Here is a 25,306-nt window from a genome sequence, read left to right on the forward strand (position 1 = left end):
TTCAATTCGCGCCCGCGTGCGGTTCGTGGCCGGCCAACGCCTGCCACATCCGCCACAGCACCTGCTTGCTCGCGCGCAGGCGAATCTGTTCACGGGAACCGCGCAGCTGCAAGCGATGAACCTGCGTCCCGCCGGCTCCTGCCACCGCCACATACACCAATCCCACGGGCTTCTCCGGTGTCCCGCCATCCGGCCCTGCGATCCCGGTGGTGGCCATGCCCCAGTCTGCTCCGAACAATCGCCGGACGCCTTCGGCCATGGCGCGTGCCGTCTGCTCCGAGACGGCCCCGAACTCGGCCAGAGTCGCCTCCGGTACGCCCAACACCTGTTCCTTCACCCGGTTGTGGTAGGCCACCACGCCGCCGAGGTAGTATGCCGAGCTGCCGGGCACTCCCGTGATCATAGAGGAAAGACCTCCACCCGTGCAACTTTCCGCCACCGCCAGCGTCTCGCCGCGCATCCTCAGAAGTTTGCCGACGACGGAAGGCAGGGACTCGTCGTCGACCCCGTAGATGTACCGTGAGAACCGCTGCCGAAGCTCCTTCTCCACTTCCGCGATGCGCGCTCGGGCCTCCGCCTCGTCCGGCGCGCTGGCCGTGATACGCAAAAGCATCTCCCCCTCTCCCGCCAAGGGAGCCACGGTCGGGTTGGCCTGCGCCAGCAGGTGCGGAATCTGTTCGTCGACATCCGATTCCCCGATGCCGCAGAAGTGCAACACGCGCGAGATGAGCACTTGCTCGTGGGGAAACAGATGGCGCAGCCGGGGCAACACATCCTTGCGCAACATGGGCACCATCTCGAGGGGCGGCCCCGGGAGCAGGAAGTAGTGTACGCCACCTGCCTCGATGTACAAGCCCGGCGCGGTCCCGTTTGGATTCGCGATCAGCTCACCGCCTTCGATGCAAAGGGCCTGCTTGCGGTTTTCTTCCGGCATTTTGCGCTGCCTGGACCGGAAGTACGCCTCAATCTGGCGCAGCGCATCCTCCGACATCACCAGCCTGCGGCCGAGAAATTGCGCGAGCGCCTCCTTCGTCAGATCGTCGGCGGTCGGACCGAGCCCGCCGGTGACCACCACGACGTTCGATCGCGAGGCGGCGACGCGGAAAGCTTCGACGATTCGGCCCAAGTTGTCACCCACGGCGCTGTGGTGATAAATAAAAAAGCCGTTGTTCGCAAACTCCAACGACACCGTGCGGGCATGGCTGTTGGCGATTTGGCCGAGCAGGATCTCCGTCCCGACGGCCAAGTGCTCACCCCGGCAAGTCTCGCTCATCTGCACACCGCTCCCCTGGCATCCAGGGCGCCGTCAGGCGTCCATCTGGATGACGTGCTTGTTTTTGATGAAGTAATCGACCCCGGACGCGAGGGTCATGATCACCATCGCATACACGGCCAGCGTGTCGAACGGAAACCCGATGACGGAGAAGGGGAAGTTGTTGATGATCAACGCGACCATCGCGACCACCTGAGTCGCCGTCTTCCACTTCGCAAGACGGCTGGCGGCGATCACGATGCCCTCCGCCGCGGCCACCAGGCGCAGCCCGGTGACGGCGAACTCGCGACTGATGATGAGGATGGCCACCCAAGCCGACAGGCGCTGCATCTCCACCAGGCTGATGAGCACCGCCGAGATCAGCAGCTTGTCGGCCAGCGGATCGAGGAATTTACCAAAGTTGGTCACCAGTTTCCGCTTGCGCGCGATGTACCCGTCCAGCCCGTCGGTGGTCGCGGCGATGATGAACACCAATGCCGCAATTATCTCGCTGCCGGTGGTGGTCCGATGGTTGATGGTGACGGTCCAAAAATTGAAACGCACCAACAGCGTGAACACCACCACAGGGACCAAGAAAATTCTGGCTAGCGTGATGCGGTTAGCCAGATTCAATGAGAACACTCCTCATTCGGCGAAGAGATCGGAGATTTGCGGCCATCCACGCCATTCATCCTCCTGCCGCCGAGTCCGAATCTCCAACAGTATAGCCCACCTGGAAAACCCATGTCAAAGCCGGACGCCTAGCCGCGGTAGTTCGTGAACTGCAGCGGCACCGGGAGGTCGGCCTCGCGCAGCGTGCGGATGACCGCCTGCAGATCGTCCCGGCTCTTTCCGGAGACGCGCAGCTGATCGCCTTGGATGGACACCTGCACCTTCAATTTGGTATCCTTCACCAGCTTCGTGATCTGCTTCGCGACGTCCTGCTCGATGCCCTGCTGCAACCGCACCGCCTGGCGTACCGTCCCGCCTGCGGCCGGCTCAATCTTGCCGGGCCTCAGCGCCTTCAAGGACACGCCGCGCTTGACCAGCTTGGATTCCAAAACATCCCGCAGGGCGTTCAGCTTGTACTCGTCGTCCGACAGAAGCGTGATCACGCCTTTGCCGTCGAACTCGATGTCACTTTTGCTCCCCTTGAAATCAAACCGCGTCGAGATCTCCTTGAGGGCCTGCTGGACCGCGTTCTGCACCTCCTGCAGGTCGACCTCGGAGACGACGTCGAAGGAAGCTTCCTTCGCCATTACACAACCTCCTCATCCCAGCACCTTCATCGCGATGCCTTCCGGTCAGTCCTGTCCCCGGACGATGACCACGTCGATGGCGTCCTTCGTGTCAGGCAGTGCCAACGGCTGCCCATTGAGCGTCAACGTCACTCCCGGCACGAAGCCGACCCGGATGCGGATCTGCTGCGACCCTTGCCAAGTCCGCGACTGTCCGACGGGGATGGTGTCGCTCGGGTCTACCACCTGTCCATCTACCGTGGCGCGCACCCAACACGCCCCCGTACTCGCCGTCAACTGGGCGACCATCGGTCCTGTGGTGCTGACCACATAGGTTTGTTGGTGGTTGCTGAATGTCTGGCCGACCACACGCAGCTCCGGTTGTCCAGCCGTACCTCCGCCGGCCGCGTTCGTCGTGTTCCCCGTCGGATTGGGCGAGCCGCTGCCAACCACCGTGTTGCCCGCCGAATTGCCGACCGGTCCCGCCGCGTTTTGGACCGCGTTCCCGCCCGATCCGGACGTCACTCCGCCCCGTACCGCCGCCTCGTTCGCTCCGGCACCGGTGGTCCCGCGCCCGGGCCTCTCCAAATACCACCATGCGCCCGCCAACCCGGCCAGAACGGCCACCACCGCCACCGCCTGTCCTGCGGCGTTCCATCCCCATCCACTGCGGGATGTGCGGGCTCGGCCTCGGCCCCGCCATTCCGCCTGACCGCTGCGGGCGACCGGCCGCAGGTCTTGGCGCCTTTGCCGGGACGGCGCTCGGCTCGCCACAGATCGGCCACGGCCTCTCTCCGCAGCAGGCGTATCCGGAATGGCCGGGTCCGGCGCCGGTACCTGCACCCCCGGGGCCCCCGCCGTTCCCGATCCGGCTCTGCAACCACATGGGCAGGGCGGACATCCGGGCTGGGCGACGGGGCCTCGGCAGGCGAGTCCCTGTTCACAGAAGAAACGGGATCGGTGGACATCTCCTCCGCGGGGCCATCGACGTACGCCTCCAGGAGCTGCCGCCCGTCCAACCCCACCGCCTCCGCGTAGCTGCGCACAAATCCGCGCGCATACACATCGCCCGGGAGAATGCTCCAATCACCGGATTCGAGCGCCTCCAGATACCGTTTGCGGATCTTCGTGGCCGCCTGCAGTTCGTCCAGTCCGATGCCCAGGCGGAGTCGCTGCTCCCGCAGCTGGACGCCCAAAGCACGCAAGTCGCGCATTCCGCAACCCTCCTGTTTCCCTTATGGCAGGTCCGGCCGGCAGCCGGTCACTCCCCGTTCCAGCGCGCTGCCTCCTGTTCGTACGCCTCATACTGGATCGCCTCGTCGGGATCCCGTCGCAGCTCTATCAATAAGTCGAACACATTCCACCCAAAGTGGGAATGGCGGACAAAGATGTCCGGGTGTTCGATGACAATCGGAGCCGGCAGCCCCATCACCTCATCGACCAGTGCCAGGTGGCGTTCGTCACCGCGCAAAGTGGATACCGCGCCGTCGATGATGTACACGAATTGATCGGACATCAGCTCGTCATGACCCAGCTCCCGCAGCATCGTCTGTCGCAGCAGAGTTGAAGAGATGAAGGTCCACCGCTTGTTGGCGTAGACGCTGGCGGCGACAATCGACTCCGTCTTGCCTACGCGGGGTTGTCCTCGCATCCCAATGACCTGGCGGCCGGGGCGCTTTAACAGCTCCCCCAGGAAGTCGACGAGGATGCCCAGCTCATCCCGCACGAACCGATACGTACGCGCCTCCGTGTCGCTGCGTTCGATGATCCGGCCGTGCCGCAGCGCGATGCGATCCCGCAAGGTCGGCGTGCGCAAGACTGCCAGATCGACGTCGTCCATCACCTGGAGCATCGTGCGCAAGACTTCAATACTTTCCGGGCGCCGCGTGCGAAGCAGGAAGCCCCGGCCGTGCTCCGATACACCGCCCAACTGCAGGATGTTAAATCCCAGCATCCCGAGCAGCGACGCGATGTCCCCGAGCAACCCGGGCCTGTCCCGCTTGATGTGATATTGGAAATACACCTCGATGCACGGTTGCTCGCCTCCCTCCGGCACCAAACGCACCACGGCCCCTTTCCAATAGTTTTCCAACCCCTCAACGCTTCATGCGATCCCGGAACCGACGACAGCGGCCCACTGGGCGCGCAGTTGGACGGGCAACTGCCCCCAAGCCGCACTCGGATTGAGGGAACCCGCCTCCAGGGACAGTTCCACGCTGCTGACCGACGCCTGCACCCCCGCGGGGACAAGGTTTGGATCGAGTTTTGTGAATGGAGACTGTCTGACGGACCGTACGCCGCCGCGCCAGTGACCACTTGCGTACGCCGATAAGTCACCGGCGACTGACGCCGCCCCTGGGGCCGCCGGGACGCCGGCCAGTCCGGAGAGGCCTGGTTGCGGGCAGAGTGACAATACCAAGATCCCCTGGGCACGGAGCGTGGACCACTCGGCGGGCGTCAGGGGCCTCGGCGTCACAATGACCTTCGGCAGAGGTGCCGGCCCTGCCGCCGAGTCCATCGCCGTGAGGGCCGTGACCGGTTTCAGCTGTACGGTTGTGTTGGCGCCGTACAGCCCGGCCAGGGCGGCGGTGATGACCTCCTTGCCCACCGCAGCAGACCCGTCCGCGACCCAGCCCACCGTGGCGACGGGCTGGAACGCAGCCAACTGTCCGGCCGCCCACCCCAAGCTGTAAGCAGCATCGCCAAGGTCAACCACGACTTGCGCCACGTGATCGGCTTGGTCCGCTTGGGGGACCCCTCCCACCCATTCGAAGCGGACGTTCGCATGGCCATTTGCCGCCGACCGCGCTTCTTGGGAGGGACCATCGGGATCGACCACCACGACCAGGCCCACGCGCGCCTGGTTCAGTACCTGGTCCAGCGTGTGCCGCAAAGATCCAGACGAGACACGCGCCACTTGTGTGACAAGCCCCGGTGAAGTCAATACCGGATTCAAATCTTGGTCCGACCAGTGCGGGAGATTCCCCACCACCACCACTTCGGCGGCCGGCTTCTCGTGCATGGGGCGCATGCTGGCGAGGTCGGGTGCCCCGCATGCGGACACGCCGAAGCAGGCGGCAAGCGCCAGGACCCACCGCTTCCAGGTGTGTGCATCCAGCAAGATCGCGTCTCCTGTTCTGTGTAGCAGGGGAGCGCTCGGGCTCACCCGATTCGTCTTTTCTATTGTATCACGGACTCGTACACAACGGACTTGCCTTTCATCCAGAAACCGCCGATAATAACGGCGAGGGGTGGGGAACCGATGAGAGATTTGAGCGGAGAGCACCTGTCGGTCGCGAAGGCGCTGTATCAACTGGATTTTTACCTCCAAACGCTCGAACTTCCCTTCACGGTGCGGGACCTGTATCGGAGCGCCTACGAACGGCGCCGCGGTGACCGATACGACGACCGCTGGTTGGACCACCTGGCTGAAAACCCGGATGTGGCACAATCCTTGGACGAACCGTTCACCACGAGCACCATCGTCGAGACCTTGATGCGCACCGGCCACGAGCCGATTGTCCGCGCCCTCGTGCGCGAGGTGCGCCGGGCCGATATCCGATACGTGCAGGCATACTTGATGGGGACGCCGCGAAGGCGGTGAAACGAAGGGCAGCGGAAGCCGCTGCCCTTTCGCTTGCGCGCCTTGAGGGACGCGCGCCGTTCTGGCCCCCTCACGATCCCTGAATGTCTCCCTCTGCCTCCGGCGGGGTGGTGACGAACTGCGCCCAGCTGTCGTCCGCCCCCTCTCCCGTCCGGACAGGCAGGGATTGCAGTGCCTTCAGAAAGGCACCCGGCGCGGTTGTGGCCGACACATCGAGTTTCCGGTAGGCGTCCCGGCCGAGGTCCGCGCCGCCCACCAGCTGTCCGCCGGCCATGAAATACACCTGGGCATCGACGATGTCCGCCCCTGCGCCGTACACCCCTTGGAAATACAACTGTGCGAGATTCGCCATCTGGGATTCGGCCGCCGCCGCGGCGGACGCGTCCACCCCGAGTTCTACCTGCGCCGACACCGTGTAGCCGCCTGACGCGTTCGGCAGCACCACCAACTCATCCAGTCCCGACACGGGCGCAACGGAGCGGGCCACCGTCTGGACCACGTTGTCGGGCACGTCCATGCCCGCTGTCGCGGCAGGGGATCCCACCGCCCCGCCTGGCCAGTCCGTCCGTCCGTCTCCGAGCTCCGCCGCCAGCCCGCCAGCGCACACCCCGTAGATCGCCGAGAGAACACCCACCCAAGCCAGCGGAGGGAGGAGGTCGGCCAGCCGAAAGGTTCTCATGGTCATCGACTCCTTGGACAGACTGGTACAGCCTATGTGCCCAAGGCGTGAAAGATTCCGGTGTGCCACCCCGTTTCAATGGCTCCGTCCGCCGCGCATGCCCTCTTTGAAGCGCTGCCACTCCTCTGCTGTGATCAACACCTCGCGCGGCTTGCTGCCCTCAAACGGCCCGACCAATCCGCGCTGCTCCATCTGGTCCACAATGCGCGCCGCCCGGGAATACCCGACCCGGAACCGGCGCTGGATCATCGACACCGAAGCCTGCCCCGTGTCGACGACGAGATCGACCGCGTCGAAGAACAATTCGTCCAAGTCGTCCGCGGAGGTTGTATCGGAAGCCTCTTCGTCACGGTTGAGGTCCACAGTGTATACCGCCTGCTGCTGGGATTTCACATATTCCACCAACTGCTCGATCTCGCTCTCCGATACGTACGCTCCCTGCACCCGCACCGGCTTGGACGCACCCACCGGCAGGTAGAGCATGTCCCCTCGGCCGAGCAGTTTCTCGGCGCCGCCGCCGTCGAGGATGGTGCGCGAGTCGGCCATCGACGAGACGGCGAACGCGATGCGGCTCGGGATGTTGGCCTTGATGACACCGGTGATCACGTCCACCGACGGCCGCTGCGTGGCGACAATCAGGTGGATTCCGGCCGCCCGCGCCATCTGCGCGATGCGGCAGATGGCGTCCTCCACCTCTCCCGGGGCGACCATCATCAGATCGGCCAGCTCGTCGATGATGACGACAATATACGGCAGGGCGTCCTCCCCGTCCGCCCGCAGCATCTGATTGTACCGCTCCAGGTCCCGCGCGCCCCGCTCGGCGAACAGCCTGTAGCGGTTTTCCATCTCCTCGACCACCCGCTTCAAGGCGTAGGCCGCCCTGCGCGGGTCGGTGACCACGGGGGCCATCAGATGCGGGATGCCGTTGTACCCGCTCAATTCCACCATCTTGGGATCGATCATCAAAAACTTGACCTCGTGCGGCTTGGCCTTGACGAGGATCGAAGCGATGATCCCATTGATGCAGACGCTTTTCCCAGACCCCGTCGCACCCGCCACGAGCAGGTGCGGCATCTTCTGCAGGTCGCCGACAATGGGCGCACCCGAGATGTCGCGGCCGAGCGCCAAGGCGAGTTTCGAGTCCTCCTCTTGGAACTCGGGTGACTCCAACACCTCGCGCAGCGTGACGATGGAGATCTCGTCATTCGGGACCTCGATGCCGATGACCGGTTTGCCCGGCACCGGCGCTTCGATGCGGATGTCACGCGCCGCCAGGGCCAGCGCGATGTCGTCGGCGAGGCTGAGAATGCGGGAGACCTTCACGCCGACGGCGGGTTGGATCTCATAGCGGGTGACCGCCGGCCCGCGGCTGATCTCCAGCACCCGGGCTTGGACGCCAAAGCTCTCAAAGGTGGCCTCCAGCTTCCGGGCGTTCTCCTGCGCCTCGCGGTGATCGAACCCGCCCTTCGGCATCGCGGGCAGCGCGAACAGGCGCAGGGGTGGCAATTGATAATGGTCGTCGCGGACCGGAACCCCGATGGGATACGATTCCGGCGCGGACCTGCGGCGCACCTCCTCCTTGACCGGCGCCGCGCGCTCCGGGAACCGGGCCACCAGTTGATTGCCCACCTGCTCTACGGTGACGACGTCGCTTTCCCGCGCATGCTTCTGCCACTGTGCCGAGAAGTCCCGGACGATGGGCCGCTCCTCTTCCTCCTTCGATCCGCCGGCGCTCTCGACGACCTCCCCGTCGACAATCAGTTCGGGCTTGCGGCGCCCCCGCCGGCCTGGCGGGGCGCTGCCGGATTCGGCCCCAGCCTCCTTCTTCGGCTCCTCAGGGTCCGGTCCAAACAGCACGTCGATGTACTGCTTGCTGCCCTTCCACAGCGCCTCCAACCGTCGCTCCATCCAGCGCGTCCCCTGTTGCAGACCAGCCACCAGCGATCGCTGAGTGACGAGCGCGGCGCCGACCAGGCCGCTGACCGAGAGCACCAAAACCGTGCCCAGGTCGGAGAAGAGACGGTGACACAGGGCGAACACGGCGGCCCCCACCAATCCTCCCCCTGCTTGCACGGAAGCGGACGGGATCTGCGTCCTGCCCAGAACCACGTCTCGCATCTCGTCGACGGCCGCCAAGGTGACTTGCCAGATCTGGACCTGATGGTCCGGGTACATGGCAGCCACACTCTGATAGAGGTCGAACTCCATGGCGGTCAACCAGACGATGAACAAGATGAGCAGCCCCATGTGGCGGTGATGCCACGGAAACGGAGTACGCTGGACCATCATGTAAATGGCCGCGTAGCCGAGAAACACAGGGACGAGGAAGCTCCACGAACCCGCCAGGTAGATAAAGGCCACGTCGAGATACCGCCCGACCAGACCGAGGCGGCCCAAGGCCAGGGCGCTCAACGTCAACAGCGCCATGCCGACCAGTTCGAATTCCAACACACGCTTCTGATGCTGCTTTTTTCCCATGCCAAAAGGATTCGAGACCGGGGGGCCACTTTCCTGCCCACCCGTTCCAGACCATCGGCAGGTTCAGGGCCTCGGTCCAGGCGTCCCCGACGGTGGATAGGGCAGAATGGAACCCGGCTGCCAATCGGGGCGCAGGTAATCCTGCGGATTCGGGCTGATGAGCCGTTCCACACGCGCTTGCCCCCGGCCGAGGGGGGTGACCACCATCCGAGCGCCCCCCAGCTCAATCTCCTCCGTCTCCGGCGACCTGCCCGGCTGCCCGAAGACCCACTCCGGCGGCACGATGGTCCACAGGGTGCTCATTGTACCACCCGCTCCGCCGGAGCCCGTTGCTGCCGATACCGGTCAATCATCTCCGACAGCTTTTTCATGGCCTCGCCCAACCCGCCGACCTGGTCGATCAATCCGTATCGGACTGCGTCCCGCCCCACGACGGTCGTCCCGATATCCCGCGCCATCTCCCCGGTGTTGAGCATCAGTTCACGGAATTTCTCCTCGGAGATGTTGGAGTGTTCGACGACGAACCGCGTCACGCGCTCCTGCATGCGCTCCAGGTACTCGAAGGACTGCGGCACCCCGATGACCATGCCGGTCAGACGGATCGGGTGAATCGTCATCGAGGCGGTCTCGGCGATAAATGAATAGTCGGCGCTGACTGCGATGGGAACGCCGATGCTGTGTCCCCCTCCCAAGACCAGGGATACGGTGGGTTTGCTCAGGCTCGCCACCATCTCGGCGATCGCCAGCCCCGCCTCCACGTCTCCGCCCACCGTGTTGAGGACAATCAAAAGTCCTTCGATCTGATCATTCTGTTCGACTGCGACCAGTTGAGGAATGACGTGTTCGTATTTGGTGGTCTTGTTCTGTGGAGGCAGGGCCATATGCCCTTCGACCTGCCCGATGATGGTGAGGCAATACACGTTGGAAGCGGCCTGCACCGGATTGGTCTGGCCGAGTGACTCCACATTCTGCGCCACGCTGGGGGGAGCGGGCGTCTGGGCGTCGGGGTTCTGCGGGCTTTCCGTCTGGTTTGCCATCCTCGTCTGAGTCCTCCCGTTCCCGTCTCCGCCCGGGTGCGGCATGTGCGGAGACGTCGTACTTCGGGTTTGTCTCGCCTTAGTATGGGTTCCGCACTCCCCTGCCATGCGAGGCTTCCCCGGGGAGACCCGTGTGACGAGCCAGGTGACGGGTTCAGAGAGCCCATACCGCCCGGAGCATCCCTGGAACAGCATGTAAAAATAGCCGGGACGGGAGCGGTACACCCGCACCCGTCCCGGCACATCACGCTGTGCGCCCTGTCCTGCTCAGGCCTCCATGATGATGGGCAGGATCATCGGGCGGCGCCGTGTTTGGTCGAACAGGTAGCGCCCCAACGTATCCCGGACGGCCGTCTTCAACGACGACCACTCGCTGATGTTGTCCGCCACCATACGGGTGAGCGTCGACTCCACCAATCGTGTGGCCTCGTCCAGCAGCGCCTCGGACTCCCGCACGTACACGAATCCCCGCGAGATGATGTCTGGCCCGGACAACACCTGGCCCGTCTCCTTGGAGAGCGTGACCACGACGACCAGGATGCCGTCCTGGGACAACAACTTGCGATCGCGAAGGACGATGTTCCCCACGTCCCCGACGCCCAGTCCGTCAATCATCACGGTCCCGGCCGTCACCTTGGCGCCCAATCGCGCGTGGCCATTTTCAATCTCGACCACATCGCCGAGATCGAGCACGAAGATGTTCTCCTCCGGGACGCCGACTTCCAGCGCCAGACGGGCGTGCGTCATCTGCATGCGGTACTCACCATGCACGGGCAAAAAGTATTTCGGTCGAGTCAGGTTGAGCATCAGCTTCAATTCTTCCTGGCTCCCGTGCCCGGATACGTGGACCCCGCGGTAGATCACGTTCGCTCCAGCCCGAAAGAGCTGGTCGATGGTCCGCGCGACGTACTTCTCGTTGCCCGGAATAGGGGAACTGGCGAGCACCACGGTGTCCCCGGGGACGATGTCGATCTTCCGATGGGCGCCGCGCGCCATCCGGGTCAAGGCGGACATCGGCTCTCCCTGGCTGCCGGTGCACAGCACCACGACTTTCTCCGGCGCCATCTTGCCGATGTCCTCCACGTCCACCATGGTACCTGGGCGGACATGCAGATAGCCCAACTGCACCGCGATGTGAATGTTGTTCACCATACTGCGCCCGACGATCGCCACCTTGCGGCCGTGCCGCTCTGCGGCCTCAATCACCTGCTGCATCCGGTGAATGTTGGAAGCAAACGTCGCCAGAATGACCCGGCCGGGCGCCTGCGCGACGATGTCGTCAATCACCTTGCCGACCGTTCGTTCGGACGGCGTAAACCCTTCGCGTTCCGCGTTGGTGCTGTCCGCCACCAGTGCCAACACGCCCTCGTTGCCATACGCGGCCAGTTTATGCAGGTCGGCCGGTCGGCCGTCCACCGGCGTATGGTCGAATTTGAAGTCACCGGTGTGTACCACCAGGCCTTCCGGCGTTCGAATGGCGAAGCCGCCCGTGTCTGGAATGCTGTGATTGTTGTAGAAGAAGGACACTTCAAACGCACCGACACGCACCTGGCTGTTCCCGTCCATACGGACCAGCTTCGCGGAATCCAAGAGACCGTGTTCGCGCAGCTTGTTCTCGACCAGCCCCAGGGTCAATCTCGTCCCGTACACCGGCACATTGATGCTCTTCAGGACGTAGGGCAAGCCACCGATGTGATCCTCGTGTCCGTGGGTGAGAAAGATGGCCCGGACCTTTTCTCGGTGTTCTAACAGATACGCAATGTCCGGGATGACCGCATCAATTCCAAGCATTTCTTCTTCAGGAAATTTTAAACCCGCATCGACCACAATGATGTCTTCCCCGTACCGGTAGGCCGTCATGTTCTTGCCAATCTCGCCGACGCCTCCCAGCGGGATGATGGAGAGTTTCGGTTTTCCTCTTGCCAAATTTGCACCTCCGTTCGGCACACTGCGCTGAGGCAGTACCGTGCCGCCTGTCCAAAAATTACAATGACGCCGTTGCGACGCCTCAAAAAAGCCAAAAAAGAGACACTTTTGGCTTTTTGCGCGAATAACAGGCTTATTTGTCCACGTCTTGCCCCGTCTCCACTCGGCGCAAGCACGCAGATTGTCCCCGTTCACGCGATCCAGCGATGATGACCGAAGTTTGGTATCAAGCCGCACCCGTCACTGTGCCTCTATTATACTCGCAATTGAGCCGCACTACAACTCACCTCGAACCGAACAGACCGTCCACCCGACACACCGCGGCACCCTCGAGCCTTCGAGCGCAAAAGCGCGGCGGCTCCGGTGGTTTCCCACCGCAGCCGCCGCGCTTCTGAAATGATTCCTTGTACCGGTGTCCGCGCCTGGGCACCGCCTCGAATCCCGCTCACACCGTATATTTGCCAAGCCGACTCAGCTCGCGCCGCAATTCCTCGACCACGGAGTCCGGAGCCTCCACCAACGGGAGTCGGACCCCACCGCCGGGCAGCCCAAGCAAACGAAGGGCTGCCTTTAGCGGCGCAGGGCTCGTGACGCGGAACAGGGCCTCGAAGACCGGAAGCAGGCGATTCGCCCAGTCGCGGGCGGTCGCCGTATCGCCCGACACGAACGCGTCGATCATCGCCCGCATCTCCGGGCCCACCACGTGCGACGCCACGCTGACGACGCCGTATCCGCCGACAGCCATCATCGGCAGCGTGAACTTGTCGTCGCCGCTGTACAAGATGAGGTCATCCGGCTTTTCGGCCGCCAACCGCAGGATGTGTGAGAAATTCCCGCTCGCTTCCTTCACCGAGGTGATGTTCGGCACCTGAGCCAGCCGCAGCATCGTGTCGACCTCGATGTTCACCCCCGTCCGCGACGGGATGTTGTACACCATCACCGGCAGGTCCACCGCCTCGGCGATGGCCGAAAAATGGGCGTACAACCCCTCCTGGGTCGGACGGTTGTAATAGGGCGACACCAGCAAGAGGCCATCCACACCGAGAGCCTGCGCTTCCCGGCTCAGTGCGATGGAACCGGTGGTGTCGTTGCTCCCGGTGCCCGCGATGACCGGCACACGGCCGTCCGCAGCGCGGACCGTCCACTCAAACACCTTCAACTTCTCTTCATGGCTGAGCGTCGGTGACTCCCCAGTCGTGCCGCAGGCGACGATCGCCGTCGTCCCGGTCGCAATCAGGTGGTCGACCAACGACTTCAGTCCGCTCTCGTCCAGCGACCCGTCCGGCTTGAACGGGGTCGCCATCGCAGTGACGAGCCTGCCGAAATCCAATTCGGCCATCTCCTTTCGAATTCCTGGCCTGGTTACTGGTTCAGTTCGAAGGCCCGGTGCAGAGCGCGAACCGCCCGCTCCATATCCGGCCGGCGGACCAAACACCAGATCGTGGTATGAGAGTCGGCCGACTGCAAGATGTCCACGCCCTCCGCCTCCAGTGCGCTGACGATCTTCGCCATGATCCCCGGCACCCCCGCGATCCCGGCGCCGACGACGGCCACGCGCGCGCAGTCGGGGACGATCCGTGGTTCGATGCCGAGCTCCCGCACAATCGCGATCGCGGCGTCCGCGTCCCGCTCCGGTACCGTGTACGCGACCCGGTCCTGGCTCACGTAGATGAAGTCAAGGCTGATCCCACGGCGGGCTGTCTCGACAAAAATGCGGCCGTATGGAAGCTCCGGGCCATCCATCACCAGCTGTGCAAATGCAGCCGCCTGCGTGACACCGGTCACCAACCGGTCGGACAACGCCCCCGACTCCAACGCGGTGGTCGCGCTCGTCACCAAAGTGCCCTCGTCCTCTGAATGAGTGCTGCGCACGCGGATGGGCACGTTTTTCTGCATCGCGATCTCGACGGCACGCGGGTGAATCACCTTGGCGCCCTGGTAGGCCAGGTTGCAGATCTCCGTGTACGTCACGCGCCGCAGGCGGCGGGCGTCCTCCACAATCCGCGGATCCGCCGTCATGATGCCGTCCACGTCCGTGAAGATGTCCACGTATTCCGCCCCGAGTGCAACGCCCAGCGCGGTGGCCGTCGTGTCACTGCCGCCCCGCCCGAGTGTGGTCACATCACCGTCCAGGGTCACGCCTTGAAATCCGGTGACGACGACCACGCATCCCTGTTCCAACGCTTCCAGAATCCGATCTGGGCGGACCTCCAGGATGCGGGCGTCTCCGTACTGGTTGTTGGTGACGATCCCCGCCTGCGCGCCTGTCAGTACGCTCACCTCGTGGCCGCGGGAGCGCAGGAGGCTGGCGAATACCACCGCGGAGATCGTCTCCCCGCAGGACATCAGGATGTCGAGTTCCCGTTTCGCCACCGCGTCGGTCTCATCCAACGCACCGAGCAGTGTGTCGGTCGCGTACGGGTCCCCTTTCCTGCCCATCGCCGAGACCACCACCACCACGCGGTATCCTTCCGCCAGCGCGCGCTCCACGTGCTGGACAGCAGCCAATCGGCTCTCGCGGGAGGCGACGGAGGTACCCCCGAACTTCTGCACCAATATCCTCATGGTTCCCCCTCCTTGCTTCCGCCATCGCCGCCGCGCCTGTCACACTCCCCGAATCAGCAGCTCGGCGATCTGCACCGCGTTCCAGGCAGCACCCTTCAGCAGATTGTCGGCGACCACGAACATCATGACGGCGTGATCGTCCGCGAGGTCTTGGCGGATGCGCCCGACGTACGTCTCCCCCGTTCCGGCCGCCATCAGCGGATGCGGGTACAAAGCCTGCGCCGGATCATCGACGACCACCACCCCGGGGGCACCTTGGAGGCGCGCCCGGACCTCCGCGGCCGACACGGGCCGGGCGAATCGCACGCGCACGGCCTCTGAGTGCCCGTATACCACAGGTACCCGCACCGCCGTCGGGCTCACTCGCAGCTCGGGCAGCTCCAGGATCTTACGCGATTCGTTGACAAGCTTCATTTCTTCTTTTGTGTAGTTGTTGTCAAGAAAGACGTCGCACTGCGGCAGGACATTGAAAGCCATCCGGTAGTGCTGCGGCTGGCTGGCCAACGGGAACAGCGTCGTGTGCTGCGGATCGCCGCTCTCCGTCTCGGCCATCAATGCGTCGATCGCCTTCTGCCCCATGCCGCTGACCGCCTGATAGGTGGAGACGGTGACATGGTCCAGGCCCAGCTCGGCCAACGGTTTCAACGCCACGACCAGCTGGATGGTGGAGCAGTTCGGATTCGCGATGATGCCCTGGTGCCGGGCGACGGCGTGGGGATTGACCTCGGGCACCACCAGGGGCACGTCATCGTGCATCCGAAACGCGCTGCTGTTGTCTACCACCACGGCGCCCTGGCGGACCGCCATCGGCGCGAATACCTGACTGGCAGAGGCCCCGGCGCTGAACAGCGCGATGTCGATGCCCTCGAAGGCCGCTTCCTCCGCAGCCTGAACCGTGTAGGACCGGCCGCGGAAGGACAGGGTCTGGCCGGCCGAACGAGGCGAAGCCAGCAGACGAAGTTCCCCGACCGGGAAATTCCGCCGCTCCAATGTCTCCAGCATGGCCCGTCCCACGGCGCCCGTGGCACCCAGCACCGCAACGTTGTATGTGTCCTTCTTTTGCATGCGCCAATCTCCTTCACTGGTTGAGTCGGTGAGGCCACTCACGGGCGCGCCTCGCGCCAACGCTCGATGAGCAGCGGTTGAAGCTGGCGCTTTTCCAGCGCTGCCTCGCAGGTGGCAGGGATGAGAGACATCAACGAAACCAGCGAATTCATTTTAACATGCGGCGCATCCTGCCCAAACGGAACGAAGAAAATATTTTTCATGTTGATCAGTTTGGCGATGTTGAATAGATTGAGCCCCAGCCCGTCATTCGTCGAGATGGCGATGACGACCGGCCGATCGTTGCGCATGGTCGCCTTGGCGGCCATCAGCACAGCCGAGTCTGTGGCGGCATTCGCCAACCGGCTCAGGGTGTTGCCGGTGCATGGCGCGATCACCAGACAGTCGAGCAGCTTCGATGGTCCCAGTGGCTCCGCCTCCGGGATGGTGGTGATGGCCTTCCTACCTGTCACTTCCTCAATTTTCTTGGCCCACGCTCCCGCTTCTCCGAAACGGGTGCTCACTTCCAGAACGGTGTTGGAGAAGATCGGCACGACCTGCACACCCATTTCGACGAGGCGCCTGATCTCCGGGAATACCTCTTCATACGTGCAGTGCGATCCGGTTACGGCGAAGCCGATGGTCTTCCCTTTCAACTCCATGATGTTCCCTCCCACAGGATTCAGCATGACCGTCAGCCGTTCTCTGACGCGAGGATGCGGCAAAGGGTGTCGGCGATGATGCGGCCGGCGGTCTTGGGCGCGACGAGGCCCGGCAGGCTCGGCGCCAGAATGGCTTTCATGCCGCGCCGCTCTGCATAGCGAAAGTCGGTGCCGCCGGGTTTCGAGGCGATGTCGATGATCACACATTCCTTGGGCACGTGCGCCAGTACGGCGGCCGTGAGAATGAGGTCGGGGACCGTGTTGAAAATCACGTCCACATCCGTGAGGGCTTCGACCAGACGGCGAATGTCCACGGGCTGAAGGCCCATCTCCCGGATGCGCGCCACGTGCGCCGGATTGCGCGCCGCCACGCGGACCTTTGCCCCCAGCGCAGCGAGGGTTCGGGCCAGGGTGACCCCGCATCGGCCGAATCCCAACACCGCGATGCGCGATCCGTGGATGGTGATGTCGGTATGTTCCATGGCCATGGCGATGGCCCCTTCCGCCGTCGGGATGGAGTTGAGGATGGCCACCTCGTCCAATTCCATCAGTTTGATCAGGCGAAGTTGGTAGGTCGCGCACCACTGTTCCAACGTGGGGCGGCCGATTCCCGAAAACACGAACGTGCCCGGACGCAGCGCCGCAAAGTGTTCATTGGTCAGGCGGATGGGCGCGTCACTGAACATGGAGTCAACCCGCCCGTCGTCTTCCATCCCAGCGACCGGCAGCACCACGGCGTCGGCGTCCGCGAAGACGTCCGGATGCGGTTGCGCCTTGACCGTCTCCACAAAGGTGCGCTGCAGATGATCGAAACCGATCAGCGTGGCGCTGGCGTCCAGTTCGGTCGCCTGGGCGACGACCTCAATCATCCGGGCGTCACCGCCGACGAACACCAGCTTGCGGCCTGTGAGCATCTGTCAATCCCCTTTCCCGTCGCCGATTTTCGACGCTGTAATGTATGTGTTCGCATGGGCGGGCGCTACGCTACGTTTATGCTTCGCAAGACACTCCGCGTAGCGCCCGCCCAACTGGGAATGACGGAGGGGTATGTGCGGGTGGGGCGCGCAGCGACTTGCGCAGCCGAAGCGTAGCGCCGCGCCCGGCCCGCACAAAAATAAAACACCGGCGGGTGCCACAGCACCCTCGGTGTTCTCACAAGATCTTTTTCGACAACGGCGCCCGTCAGACGCCGGTGGACCCAAAACCGCGTTCGCCGCGCGCCGTCGGCGCGAACGCGTCCACCTCCTGCAGACGGGCGATGTACACAGGGGCAAACACAATTTGGGCGATGCGATCCCCCGGGTGGATGACGTGCGGCACATCGGAGAAGTTGGTCAAGAGGACCTGAATCTCACCTGTGTAATCGCTGTCGATCACGCCGACGCCGTTGGGCAACCCGATGCCGTGCCGCCACGCCAAGCCGCTGCGCGCGTACACCAGGCCGACCACCCCCGCGTGGGGGAACTGCAGCGCGATGCCGGTTGGCACCCGCACTCGAGCGCCGGGGGCCAGGGACAGGGGTTCCCGGATGCAGGCGTGCAGGTCCATCCCCGCCGCCCCCGCCGTGGCGTAACGGGGCACGTAGTCCGGGCGGAACTCGTCGGAGACCACCCGGTACAGAACCGTCAACACCTCCGCCTCCGCGCTCACGGATCCGGCCGCTCCAGGGGAAACCCGGATCTCCGCCGAATGGGGTGGCGTCCGCTTCATTGAAACCGCTCCAATTCCTCGCCGTCCACGGGCCCCACCGCGGCGATGGCGAATTTCTGCTGCAGGATGTCCCGCGCTACCTGCCGCACGTCGTCCACCGTGACGCCGGTGATCCCTGCCAGCGTTTCATCCAGGGTGACCTCCCGTCCGAGCAAAAGCTCGTTTTTGCCGAGCCGGCTCATGCGGCTGCTCGTGCTCTCGAGGCTCAGCATCATCGAGCCTTTCACCTGCTCCTTGCCCTTGCGCAGTTCCTCTTCGGTCAAGCCGTCTTCCGCCAACTGGGCGCAGATGCCACGCACCAGCGCCAGCACCTCCGCCACTGTCTCCGGCGACGTCCCGGCATATACCCCGAACATGCCGCAGTCCCGATAGGCGGAGTGAAACGAGAAGACCGAATAAGCGAGCCCTCTCTCTTCGCGGATCTCCTGGAACAGACGAGAACTCGGGGAATTCCCGAGCGCGTTGTTGAGCAACACCAGGGCGTACAGACGCGGATCGCCGACCGGCAGGCCCGAGACCGCCAGGCACACGTGCACCTGCTCCGTGTCCTTCCGGCGCACGTGGACCTCCCGTGCGAAGCCCGGCACCGCGAGCCCCGGCTGATCACCGCGGGGTGCGGTCGGGAACGCCTGCCCGAAGTGGCGTTCCACCGTCTCCACCGCCCGCTGCTCCGGCACGTTTCCGGCGACAGCGACGACGATGTTGTCCGGCGTGTAGTGGGCCCCCACGTACCGCTGAATGTCTGCGCGCGAAAAGGACAAGAGGTTCTCTTCGCGGCCGAGGATGGTGTATCCCAACGGATGGGAACCGTAGACCCCGGAAGCGAGCACGTCCATCACCAGTTCGTCCGGGGTATCCTCGTACATCCGGATCTCCTCGATGACGACCTTTTTCTCTTTCTCCATCTCCTCCGGCGCGAACTGCGAGTGCAGGAGCATATCCGCCAGCGTGTCGACCGCCGTCTCGAAGTGTTCGTCGAGCACCTTGGCATAAAAACAGGTGTACTCTTTCGAAGTAAAGGCGTTTACCTGGCCGCCGATGCCGTCGAACACCTCCGCCAGCTCCCTAGCGGAGTACCGTTCCGTTCCCTTGAACAAGAGATGTTCCAAAAAATGACTGATCCCGTTGTTTTTCGGGTTCTCGTACCGCGACCCGGTGCCGATCCACAATCCGATGCTGACCGATCGCATCGTGGGGATCTCCTCGCCCACGACCCGGATGCCATTTGTCAGCCTCGTCTTATACGCCATCTCCCAGTCCTCCCCGCCAGCGTGCGCCGAACGGTCCAACGCCTGCCGCACGTACAAGCGAGTTCACTATATCAAAACGGCGCCGCCCGGCTCAAGGATCACGGGTCGGCACGAAGCACGGACGGCGGAGCCGAAGCCCGTTGCTCATGCACCACCGCTTCTACCGTCTTCAACCGATAGCCCGCCTTCTCCAGGACTTCCAGGATGCGCGGCAACGCCTCTGCCGTGGGTGGCGTCGGATGCATGAGGATGAGCACCCCCGGCTCCAGACCCTGCTGGACGCGCCGGACGATCCCCGAGGCTGGCGGCCTTCTCCAGTCGATGGTGTCGAGCGTCCACAGAATGGTGTACATCCCCTGCCGGCGCGCCGCTGCCACCGTCCGGTCGTCGTAGCTCCCCGCGGGCGGCGCGAACAAATCGGTCGTCGTCCCCAACGTATGCCGCAGCGACGCATTCGTGCTGGCCATATTTTGCTCTTGGGCTGCTGCGGAAAGGCGCCGGAAGTCGGGATGTCCCCTGCCGTGGCTCCCGATGGCGTGGCCCTCCGCTGCGATGCGCTTAGCCAGGTCCGGATGTTTGTCCACCCAGTCCCCGTCCAGGAAAAAGGTGGCCTTGACCCCCGACTTCCGGAGGGTTTCGAGAATCGCAGGGATGGATTCCTCTCCCCAGGAGACGTTGAACATCAGACTGGCCGACTTCTCCTCCTTAGGCCCCCGGTAGATGGGTTCGGGCGGCAGGTCGGCCAACCGCTTTTCCGGCGGTGCGCTCCGCCACACCAAATGCAGCCGTCCGTCAGTGGCTGCCCGCGTGTCCCGTTCACTCTGCGGAACGTCCAGCACCCAACCGCACAGCCCGGGGATCGCGTGCCAAACGCGATCGACCCGCGCGTCCACGGGCGGTTGATCGAGCGCCTCCGCTACATGTACCAGCTGCTGGGCCAACGGATTGGTCTGTGTATGGGGTTCGGCGACGGCGGCCAACCCTTTGAGCGGCGCCGGCGAAGCCGCGACCGCTGCCAACGCGAGCGCCAGCAATGCCAGTCTCATCCCGGATCATCCCCCCGTCTGCGTGCAACGCTGTTGCTAGCGTGCCCCAAACAGACGAAAAATCCTTCCTGACCCATTCAGGAAGGATGTTTACGAGGTATGGAAACGTCCGGTCAACGCAACCCGGTCCGCGCACCCGGCCGTTGCCTTGCATCAGAACGCGGCTTGGCATCCGGCCTCGACCCTGGCCGGCTTGCGGTGGGCCGCCGGTCGGATCGATCCGCATGATCTCCACGTTCCGGCCTCGCCTCCGCCGGCACCTGGCCGCTCTCGCGCAGAGCTTCCTTCCGCGACAGATTGATGCGCCCCTGACTGTCGATCTCGGTCACCTTGACCACGATCTGATCGCCGACCTGGCACACGTCTTCCACCTTCGCCACGCGGCCCAGGTCCAGTTGCGAAACATGGACCAAACCTTCCTTGCCGGGCAACACCTCGACGAACGCCCCGTATTTCTCGACGCGCGTCACTTTGCCGAGATACGTCTTGCCGACCTCGACTTCACGGGTGATGTTCAGGATGTGCTCCTTCGCCGCCTCGAGGCCCGCCTTGTCGGGGCTGGAGATGTACACGGTCCCGTCCTGCTCAATGTCGATCTTGACACCCGTTTCGTCGATGATCTTATTGATCACCCGGCCGCCGGGGCCGATCACATCCCGAATCTTGTCCGGGTGGATGTGGATGGCCACCACGCGCGGAGCGAACTTCGACAGTTCCGGCCGCGGCGCCGCGATCGCCTCCGCCATCTTGGCGAGGATGAACATCCGTCCCTCGTGTGCCTGGTTCAGCGCCCGTTCGAGGATGTCGCGGTCGATCCCCGCGATCTTGATATCCATCTGCAGCGCCGTCACCCCGCGTGCCGTCCCGGCGACCTTGAAGTCCATGTCGCCCAGGTGGTCCTCCAGGCCCTGGATGTCCGTGAGGATGGCCACCTGATCTCCCTCTTTCACCAGGCCCATGGCGATGCCCGCCACCGGCGCCTTGATGGGCACGCCCGCATCCATGAGGGCCATGGTGCTGCCGCAGATGCTGGCCTGCGAGGTCGATCCGTTGGATTCCAGGATCTCGGACACAACGCGAATGGCGTACGGAAACTCCTCCGGCGGAGGGATCACCGGATCGAGCGCCCGTTCTCCCAGCGCCCCGTGGCCGATATCACGCCGGCTCGGCGCCCGCAAGGGCCGGGCCTCACCGACGCTGAACGGGGGGAAGTTGTAGTGATGCATGTAGCGGTTGGACTCCTCGAGATCAAGCCCGTCGAGGATCTGCTCGTCTCCGAGCGCCCCCAGCGTGCACACCGACAACGCCTGCGTCTGCCCGCGCGTGAACAGCCCCGACCCGTGTGCGCGCGGCAACAGCCCCACCTCGCAGGAGATGGGCCGGATCTCGTCCAAGCGCCGCCCGTCCGGCCGGATGCCTTCGTAAAGGATGGCGGAGCGCACCTCTTCTTTTAAAATGTCGTGCAGGATGTCGTCGATCTCCTTGTCCCGTTCCGGGTACTGCTCCGCGAACGCCTCGTGCACCTCCACGCCGACCGCGTCCACCGCCGCCTCCCGCGCCTGCTTGTCGGGATTGCGCACGGCCGCCTTGATCTTTTCCGTTGCAAAGGCGCGGATGACCTGATTCAGCTCCGGATCGACGGTGTGCAGCACCACCTCCCGCTTTGGCTGCGCGACGTCCTCCGCGAACACCTCAATCTCGCGGATGATGGACTTCACCGCCTCGTGTCCGAACAGGATGGCCTCAAGGATGACGGCTTCCGGAACTTCATTGGCCCCTGCCTCCACCATCACGATGGCATCCTTCGTCCCCGCGACGACCAGGTGCATCTCGCTCCGCTCCGCCTGGGCGACGGTCGGATTGATGACGAACTCGCCGTCGACCCGTCCGACGATGACGCCCGCAATCGGCCCGGCGAACGGGATGTCGGAGATGGTCAGGGCCGCCGACGTCCCGATCATCGCCGCGATCTCAGGGGCGCAGTCCTGGTCCACGGACATCACCAGGTCGACCACTTGCACCTCGTTGCGAAACCCCTCCGGAAACAGGGGGCGAATCGGGCGATCGATGAGGCGCGAGGCCAACACCGCCTTCTCGCTGGGACGCCCTTCCCGTTTGATGAAACCGCCCGGGATCTTGCCGACCGCGTAGAACCGCTCCTCATAGTTCACCGTCAATGGGAAAAAGTCGAGTTCCTTCGGCTCTTTCGAAGCGGTCACCGTCGCCAGCACCACCGTGTCTCCGTAGCGGACGTTGACGGCGGCTGTGGCCTGTTTGGCCAACTTGCCGGTCTCCAGCACCATCGGGCGGCCGGCCACCATAAACTCGTGTCTCTTGTACATCTGTTCCTGCATCCTCCTCTGATTCACCCGCGGCGGTTGTGCGCCATGATCCATTCCATGCTGTCCATACCATTATGTATATTGTCTCCGTCCGAACGGCAAGTGAGTCCGGCCTTCCCATCCGTACGGCGGGGGCGCAAAACGCATGAGAATGTAAAACGAGCGGGCCGAAGCCCGCCGTTACTTGCGAAGACCGAGCGACTGGATCAACTGCCGGTAGCGGTTGATGTCCTTCTTTCGCAGGTAGTTCAACAGGTGCGCGCGGCGGCCGATCATCTTGTACAGGCCGCGCTTCGAGTGATGGTCCTTCTTGTGGACACGGAAGTGCTCGGTAAGTTGGTTGATTCGTTCGGTCAGAATGGCGATCTGGACTTCCGGCGAGCCGGTGTCCGATTCGTGCAAGCGGTACTTCTCGACGATCTGCTTCTTGTCCTCTTGGGTCAGCACAGTGAAGATCCTCCTTTGTTGACGAAGCGAATCCCTGCCACGGAGATGCCGTTGGAGGAAACGCACATCCACGAAGCAGTTCCTGTCCCCCTGCGCGAATCCGCTGCCGCTTCGTTGTATGGGACCCACCCATTATACCACACCTCAGGCCGCCCGCAATGCGGCACGGCCGCGTCATTCGGAGGCGCCGAGCACCTGCCGTGCAAACGCCACGTCCCGCTCAATCTGGGCCTTCAGTGCATCCAAATCGGGGAATTTCTGCTCGTCCCGAACCTTGCGCAGGAAGGATACGCGCAGCTCGCGTCCGTAGAGGTCTCCCGCGAAGTCGAGCAGATGGACCTCCATTCGGTACCTTCGCCCGTCGACCGTGGGCCGGTAGCCGGCGTTGAGGACCCCGAACCAGTGCACGACACCCGACGGCTCCCCTAACACTTCGACGGCCACGGCATAGACGCCGGGCGCCGGCAACACGTAAGCATCCAATCCGTCCAGATTGGCCGTCGGGAATCCGATGGTCCGGCCGATGGCGTCGCCGTGGACCACCGTCCCGGTGACGCTGTACGGACGGCCGAGCAACGCTTCCGCCGCTTCGACGCGCCCGCGCGCCAACAACTCCCGGATACGAGAGCTGCTGACCTTCACCCCGCCGGCCTCCACCGGCTGCACGATGCTGACCGGAATGCCCATCTCGGCGCACATCCGGGCCAGGTCCGACGCATCCGCGCGCCCTCCCTGACCGAAGTGAAAATCAAAACCGACCACCACCCGCTGCAGCCGGAGCGACGCCAAATGCTCCTGGACGAACACCTCCGCCGGCGTCCGGGCGTACGCCTTCGAAAACTGCACATCGTACAGCCGCTGCACACCAAATCCCGCCAGGATCCGAATCTTTTCCGGCAGCGGCGTCAAGCTCCGGTCGTATCCCGGTTTTTGCGCGAACACCCACGCGGGATGCGGCCAGATGCTCATCACGGAGAGCAGAGCCCCGTTGCGGTGCCGCTGAGCCTCGTGCAAGATCGCCTGGTGCCCGATGTGGACCCCGTCGAACTTGCCGATCGCCAGAACCTGCGTCCGATCGCTCTTGGGCGGCCGTCCCGAGACGACGATGCACTCCATAAGCTACCGTTCCTTCTTCCAGAATACTTTCTTCGGACGCAACCGCCGCGCTCCCGGCGGCCCTTCCACCTGCACCACCGCCACCAGCTCGCCGCTGGGGGTGACGCACGCCGCGAGCGATCCGCCGGGCACGCGGGCGCCCGACGAGACGCGCTGCCCCTGGGCGAGCCTCGCGGCTTCCTCTTCCGTCACGGTGATTCGCGGCCACCCGCGCAGCGCTTCCACTGGCGGCAAGAGATACGCCGCCGGGTTGGGCGATCGCCGCCACCATTCGAAGTCCACCGCCTCGCCGATCTGGAAATGGCCGGACGCGGTCCTGCGCAACGACCGCATGTGGGCAGGAACGCCGGCCAACCGGCCCCAATCCCGGCAAAGCGCGCGCACATACGTGCCCTTGGAACAGCGCACGCGGAAGCCCGCCTCCGCCATGACGCCAGAGCGAAACCACAGTACGGCCAATTCGTCGATGCGCACCCGGCGTACCGGGGGTTCCACCGGCTCACCGCTCCGCGCGTACTCGTAGAGGCGCTTGCCGCCCACGCGCACCGCCGCGTACAACGGCACCGTCTGTTCGACATCCCCCACGAGGGCGTTCGCCGCCTGCCGCACCGCCGCCTCGTCGAGCCGACTCGCGTCGGCCTCGGCCACCACCCGGCCCGCCGCGTCGTCTGTGTCGGTCGCCCGCCCAAAGGCGATCACGCCTTCGTACTGCTTCTCCTCGGCCGCCGCAAACTCCAACATCCGAGTCGCCTCTCCCACGCAAATCACGAGGACGCCGGTGACGTCCGGATCGAGCGTCCCCGCATGGCCCACACGACGCGTGCCCAACACCTTGCGCACGCCGTCCACCACGTCGTGGGACGTCAAACCTGCCGGCTTGTCCAACACGAGTACTCCAGACGGCAAGTCC

Annotated in this window: 25 protein-coding genes; 1 reads left to right on the plus strand and 24 read right to left on the minus strand. The window is 64.2% G+C overall.

Annotated features, from left to right (window positions below; translation table 11 throughout):
- Position 1: 1 nt before the first annotated feature.
- From N687_RS0103015 to N687_RS0103045, 7 genes are all read right to left on the minus strand, one after another.
- A complete protein-coding gene (locus tag N687_RS0103015) occupies positions 2-1,273 on the minus strand; it encodes a competence/damage-inducible protein A (protein ID WP_029420440.1) in 1,272 nt (423 codons plus the stop codon).
- Positions 1,274-1,306: 33 nt separating this feature from the next.
- Entirely contained in the window at positions 1,307-1,885 is a 579-nt protein-coding gene (pgsA, locus tag N687_RS0103020; RefSeq protein WP_029420441.1) for a CDP-diacylglycerol--glycerol-3-phosphate 3-phosphatidyltransferase, read from the minus strand.
- Positions 1,886-2,013: 128 nt separating this feature from the next.
- Complete coding sequence (locus N687_RS0103025) at positions 2,014-2,511, minus strand: YajQ family cyclic di-GMP-binding protein (RefSeq protein WP_029420442.1); 498 nt, start codon at positions 2,509-2,511, stop codon at positions 2,014-2,016.
- Between the two features lie 45 nt (positions 2,512-2,556).
- Positions 2,557-3,015, minus strand: coding sequence for a DUF4115 domain-containing protein (locus N687_RS0103030; RefSeq protein WP_029420443.1), 459 nt, complete (start codon positions 3,013-3,015; stop codon positions 2,557-2,559).
- A complete protein-coding gene (locus N687_RS25040) occupies positions 3,012-3,704 on the minus strand; it encodes a helix-turn-helix domain-containing protein (protein ID WP_051662902.1) in 693 nt (230 codons plus the stop codon). Before N687_RS25040 ends, N687_RS0103030 begins: the two co-directional genes overlap by 4 nt.
- Positions 3,705-3,751: 47 nt before the next feature.
- Positions 3,752-4,519: a DUF3388 domain-containing protein gene (locus N687_RS0103040; protein WP_029420445.1), complete on the minus strand. Its 768-nt coding sequence runs from the start codon at positions 4,517-4,519 to the stop codon at positions 3,752-3,754.
- 75 nt (positions 4,520-4,594) lie between these two features.
- Positions 4,595-5,611: a hypothetical protein gene (locus N687_RS0103045; protein ID WP_029420446.1), complete on the minus strand. Its 1,017-nt coding sequence runs from the start codon at positions 5,609-5,611 to the stop codon at positions 4,595-4,597.
- A gap of 141 nt (positions 5,612-5,752) precedes the next feature.
- Here N687_RS0103045 and N687_RS0103050 point away from each other — a divergent pair, with 141 nt between their 5' ends.
- Positions 5,753-6,094 (plus strand): hypothetical protein, encoded by a 342-nt coding sequence (locus N687_RS0103050; protein ID WP_029420447.1) that lies wholly within the window; start codon positions 5,753-5,755, stop codon positions 6,092-6,094.
- A gap of 70 nt (positions 6,095-6,164) precedes the next feature.
- On the opposite strand, the gene N687_RS0103055 is transcribed toward N687_RS0103050, so the two are convergent.
- The 17 genes from N687_RS0103055 to truB all read right to left on the minus strand — a co-directional run bounded on the left by N687_RS0103055 (position 6,165) and on the right by truB (position 25,302).
- Positions 6,165-6,773: a hypothetical protein gene (locus N687_RS0103055; protein WP_029420448.1), complete on the minus strand. Its 609-nt coding sequence runs from the start codon at positions 6,771-6,773 to the stop codon at positions 6,165-6,167.
- Between the two features lie 75 nt (positions 6,774-6,848).
- Complete coding sequence (locus N687_RS0103060) at positions 6,849-9,251, minus strand: FtsK/SpoIIIE family DNA translocase (RefSeq protein ID WP_029420449.1); 2,403 nt, start codon at positions 9,249-9,251, stop codon at positions 6,849-6,851.
- A 63-nt stretch (positions 9,252-9,314) separates the two neighbouring features.
- On the minus strand, positions 9,315-9,554 hold the full coding sequence (locus N687_RS0103065) for a YlzJ-like family protein (protein ID WP_029420450.1): 240 nt from the start codon (positions 9,552-9,554) through the stop codon (positions 9,315-9,317).
- Positions 9,551-10,288 (minus strand): ClpP family protease, encoded by a 738-nt coding sequence (locus N687_RS0103070; RefSeq protein ID WP_029420451.1) that lies wholly within the window; start codon positions 10,286-10,288, stop codon positions 9,551-9,553. The genes N687_RS0103065 and N687_RS0103070 overlap by 4 nt, the downstream gene beginning before the upstream one ends.
- Positions 10,289-10,555: 267 nt before the next feature.
- Positions 10,556-12,214, minus strand: a complete 1,659-nt coding sequence (locus N687_RS0103075; protein ID WP_029420452.1) for a ribonuclease J — start codon at positions 12,212-12,214, stop codon at positions 10,556-10,558.
- A gap of 445 nt (positions 12,215-12,659) precedes the next feature.
- Positions 12,660-13,544: a 4-hydroxy-tetrahydrodipicolinate synthase gene (dapA, locus tag N687_RS0103080; protein WP_029420453.1), complete on the minus strand. Its 885-nt coding sequence runs from the start codon at positions 13,542-13,544 to the stop codon at positions 12,660-12,662.
- Between the two features lie 32 nt (positions 13,545-13,576).
- Positions 13,577-14,779 carry an aspartate kinase gene (gene dapG / locus N687_RS0103085; protein ID WP_029420454.1) on the minus strand — a complete coding sequence of 401 codons (1,203 nt, stop codon included), beginning with the start codon at positions 14,777-14,779 and terminating at the stop codon, positions 13,577-13,579.
- A 39-nt stretch (positions 14,780-14,818) separates the two neighbouring features.
- A complete protein-coding gene (locus N687_RS0103090; protein WP_029420455.1) occupies positions 14,819-15,844 on the minus strand; it encodes an aspartate-semialdehyde dehydrogenase in 1,026 nt (341 codons plus the stop codon).
- Between the two features lie 38 nt (positions 15,845-15,882).
- Positions 15,883-16,485, minus strand: coding sequence for a dipicolinate synthase subunit B (locus N687_RS0103095; RefSeq protein WP_029420456.1), 603 nt, complete (start codon positions 16,483-16,485; stop codon positions 15,883-15,885).
- Between the two features lie 32 nt (positions 16,486-16,517).
- Positions 16,518-17,399 (minus strand): dipicolinate synthase subunit DpsA, encoded by an 882-nt coding sequence (dpsA, locus tag N687_RS0103100; protein WP_029420457.1) that lies wholly within the window; start codon positions 17,397-17,399, stop codon positions 16,518-16,520.
- Positions 17,400-17,667: 268 nt separating this feature from the next.
- Positions 17,668-18,195, minus strand: a complete 528-nt coding sequence (gene dut / locus N687_RS0103105; protein ID WP_156040017.1) for a dUTP diphosphatase — start codon at positions 18,193-18,195, stop codon at positions 17,668-17,670.
- A complete protein-coding gene (locus N687_RS0103110) occupies positions 18,192-19,445 on the minus strand; it encodes a M16 family metallopeptidase (protein WP_029420459.1) in 1,254 nt (417 codons plus the stop codon). The genes dut and N687_RS0103110 overlap by 4 nt, the downstream gene beginning before the upstream one ends.
- 98 nt (positions 19,446-19,543) lie before the next feature.
- Positions 19,544-20,491, minus strand: coding sequence for a polysaccharide deacetylase family protein (locus N687_RS0103115; RefSeq protein WP_035462035.1), 948 nt, complete (start codon positions 20,489-20,491; stop codon positions 19,544-19,546).
- Positions 20,492-20,604: 113 nt separating this feature from the next.
- Entirely contained in the window at positions 20,605-22,833 is a 2,229-nt protein-coding gene (locus tag N687_RS0103120; protein WP_081841629.1) for a polyribonucleotide nucleotidyltransferase, read from the minus strand.
- Positions 22,834-23,013: 180 nt separating this feature from the next.
- A complete protein-coding gene (gene rpsO / locus N687_RS0103125; protein ID WP_029420462.1) occupies positions 23,014-23,280 on the minus strand; it encodes a 30S ribosomal protein S15 in 267 nt (88 codons plus the stop codon).
- Between the two features lie 174 nt (positions 23,281-23,454).
- The gene (gene ribF, locus N687_RS0103130; RefSeq protein ID WP_029420463.1) at positions 23,455-24,396 is read right to left on the minus strand and encodes a riboflavin biosynthesis protein RibF; all 942 of its coding nucleotides are present in this window, start codon (positions 24,394-24,396) and stop codon (positions 23,455-23,457) included.
- A 3-nt stretch (positions 24,397-24,399) separates the two neighbouring features.
- On the minus strand, positions 24,400-25,302 hold the full coding sequence (gene truB / locus N687_RS0103135) for a tRNA pseudouridine(55) synthase TruB (protein ID WP_035462036.1): 903 nt from the start codon (positions 25,300-25,302) through the stop codon (positions 24,400-24,402).
- Positions 25,303-25,306 lie beyond the last annotated feature (4 nt).

This window comes from Alicyclobacillus macrosporangiidus CPP55, from assembly GCF_000702485.1.
Classification (GTDB): Bacteria; Bacillota; Bacilli; order Alicyclobacillales; family Alicyclobacillaceae; genus Alicyclobacillus_H; species Alicyclobacillus_H macrosporangiidus_B.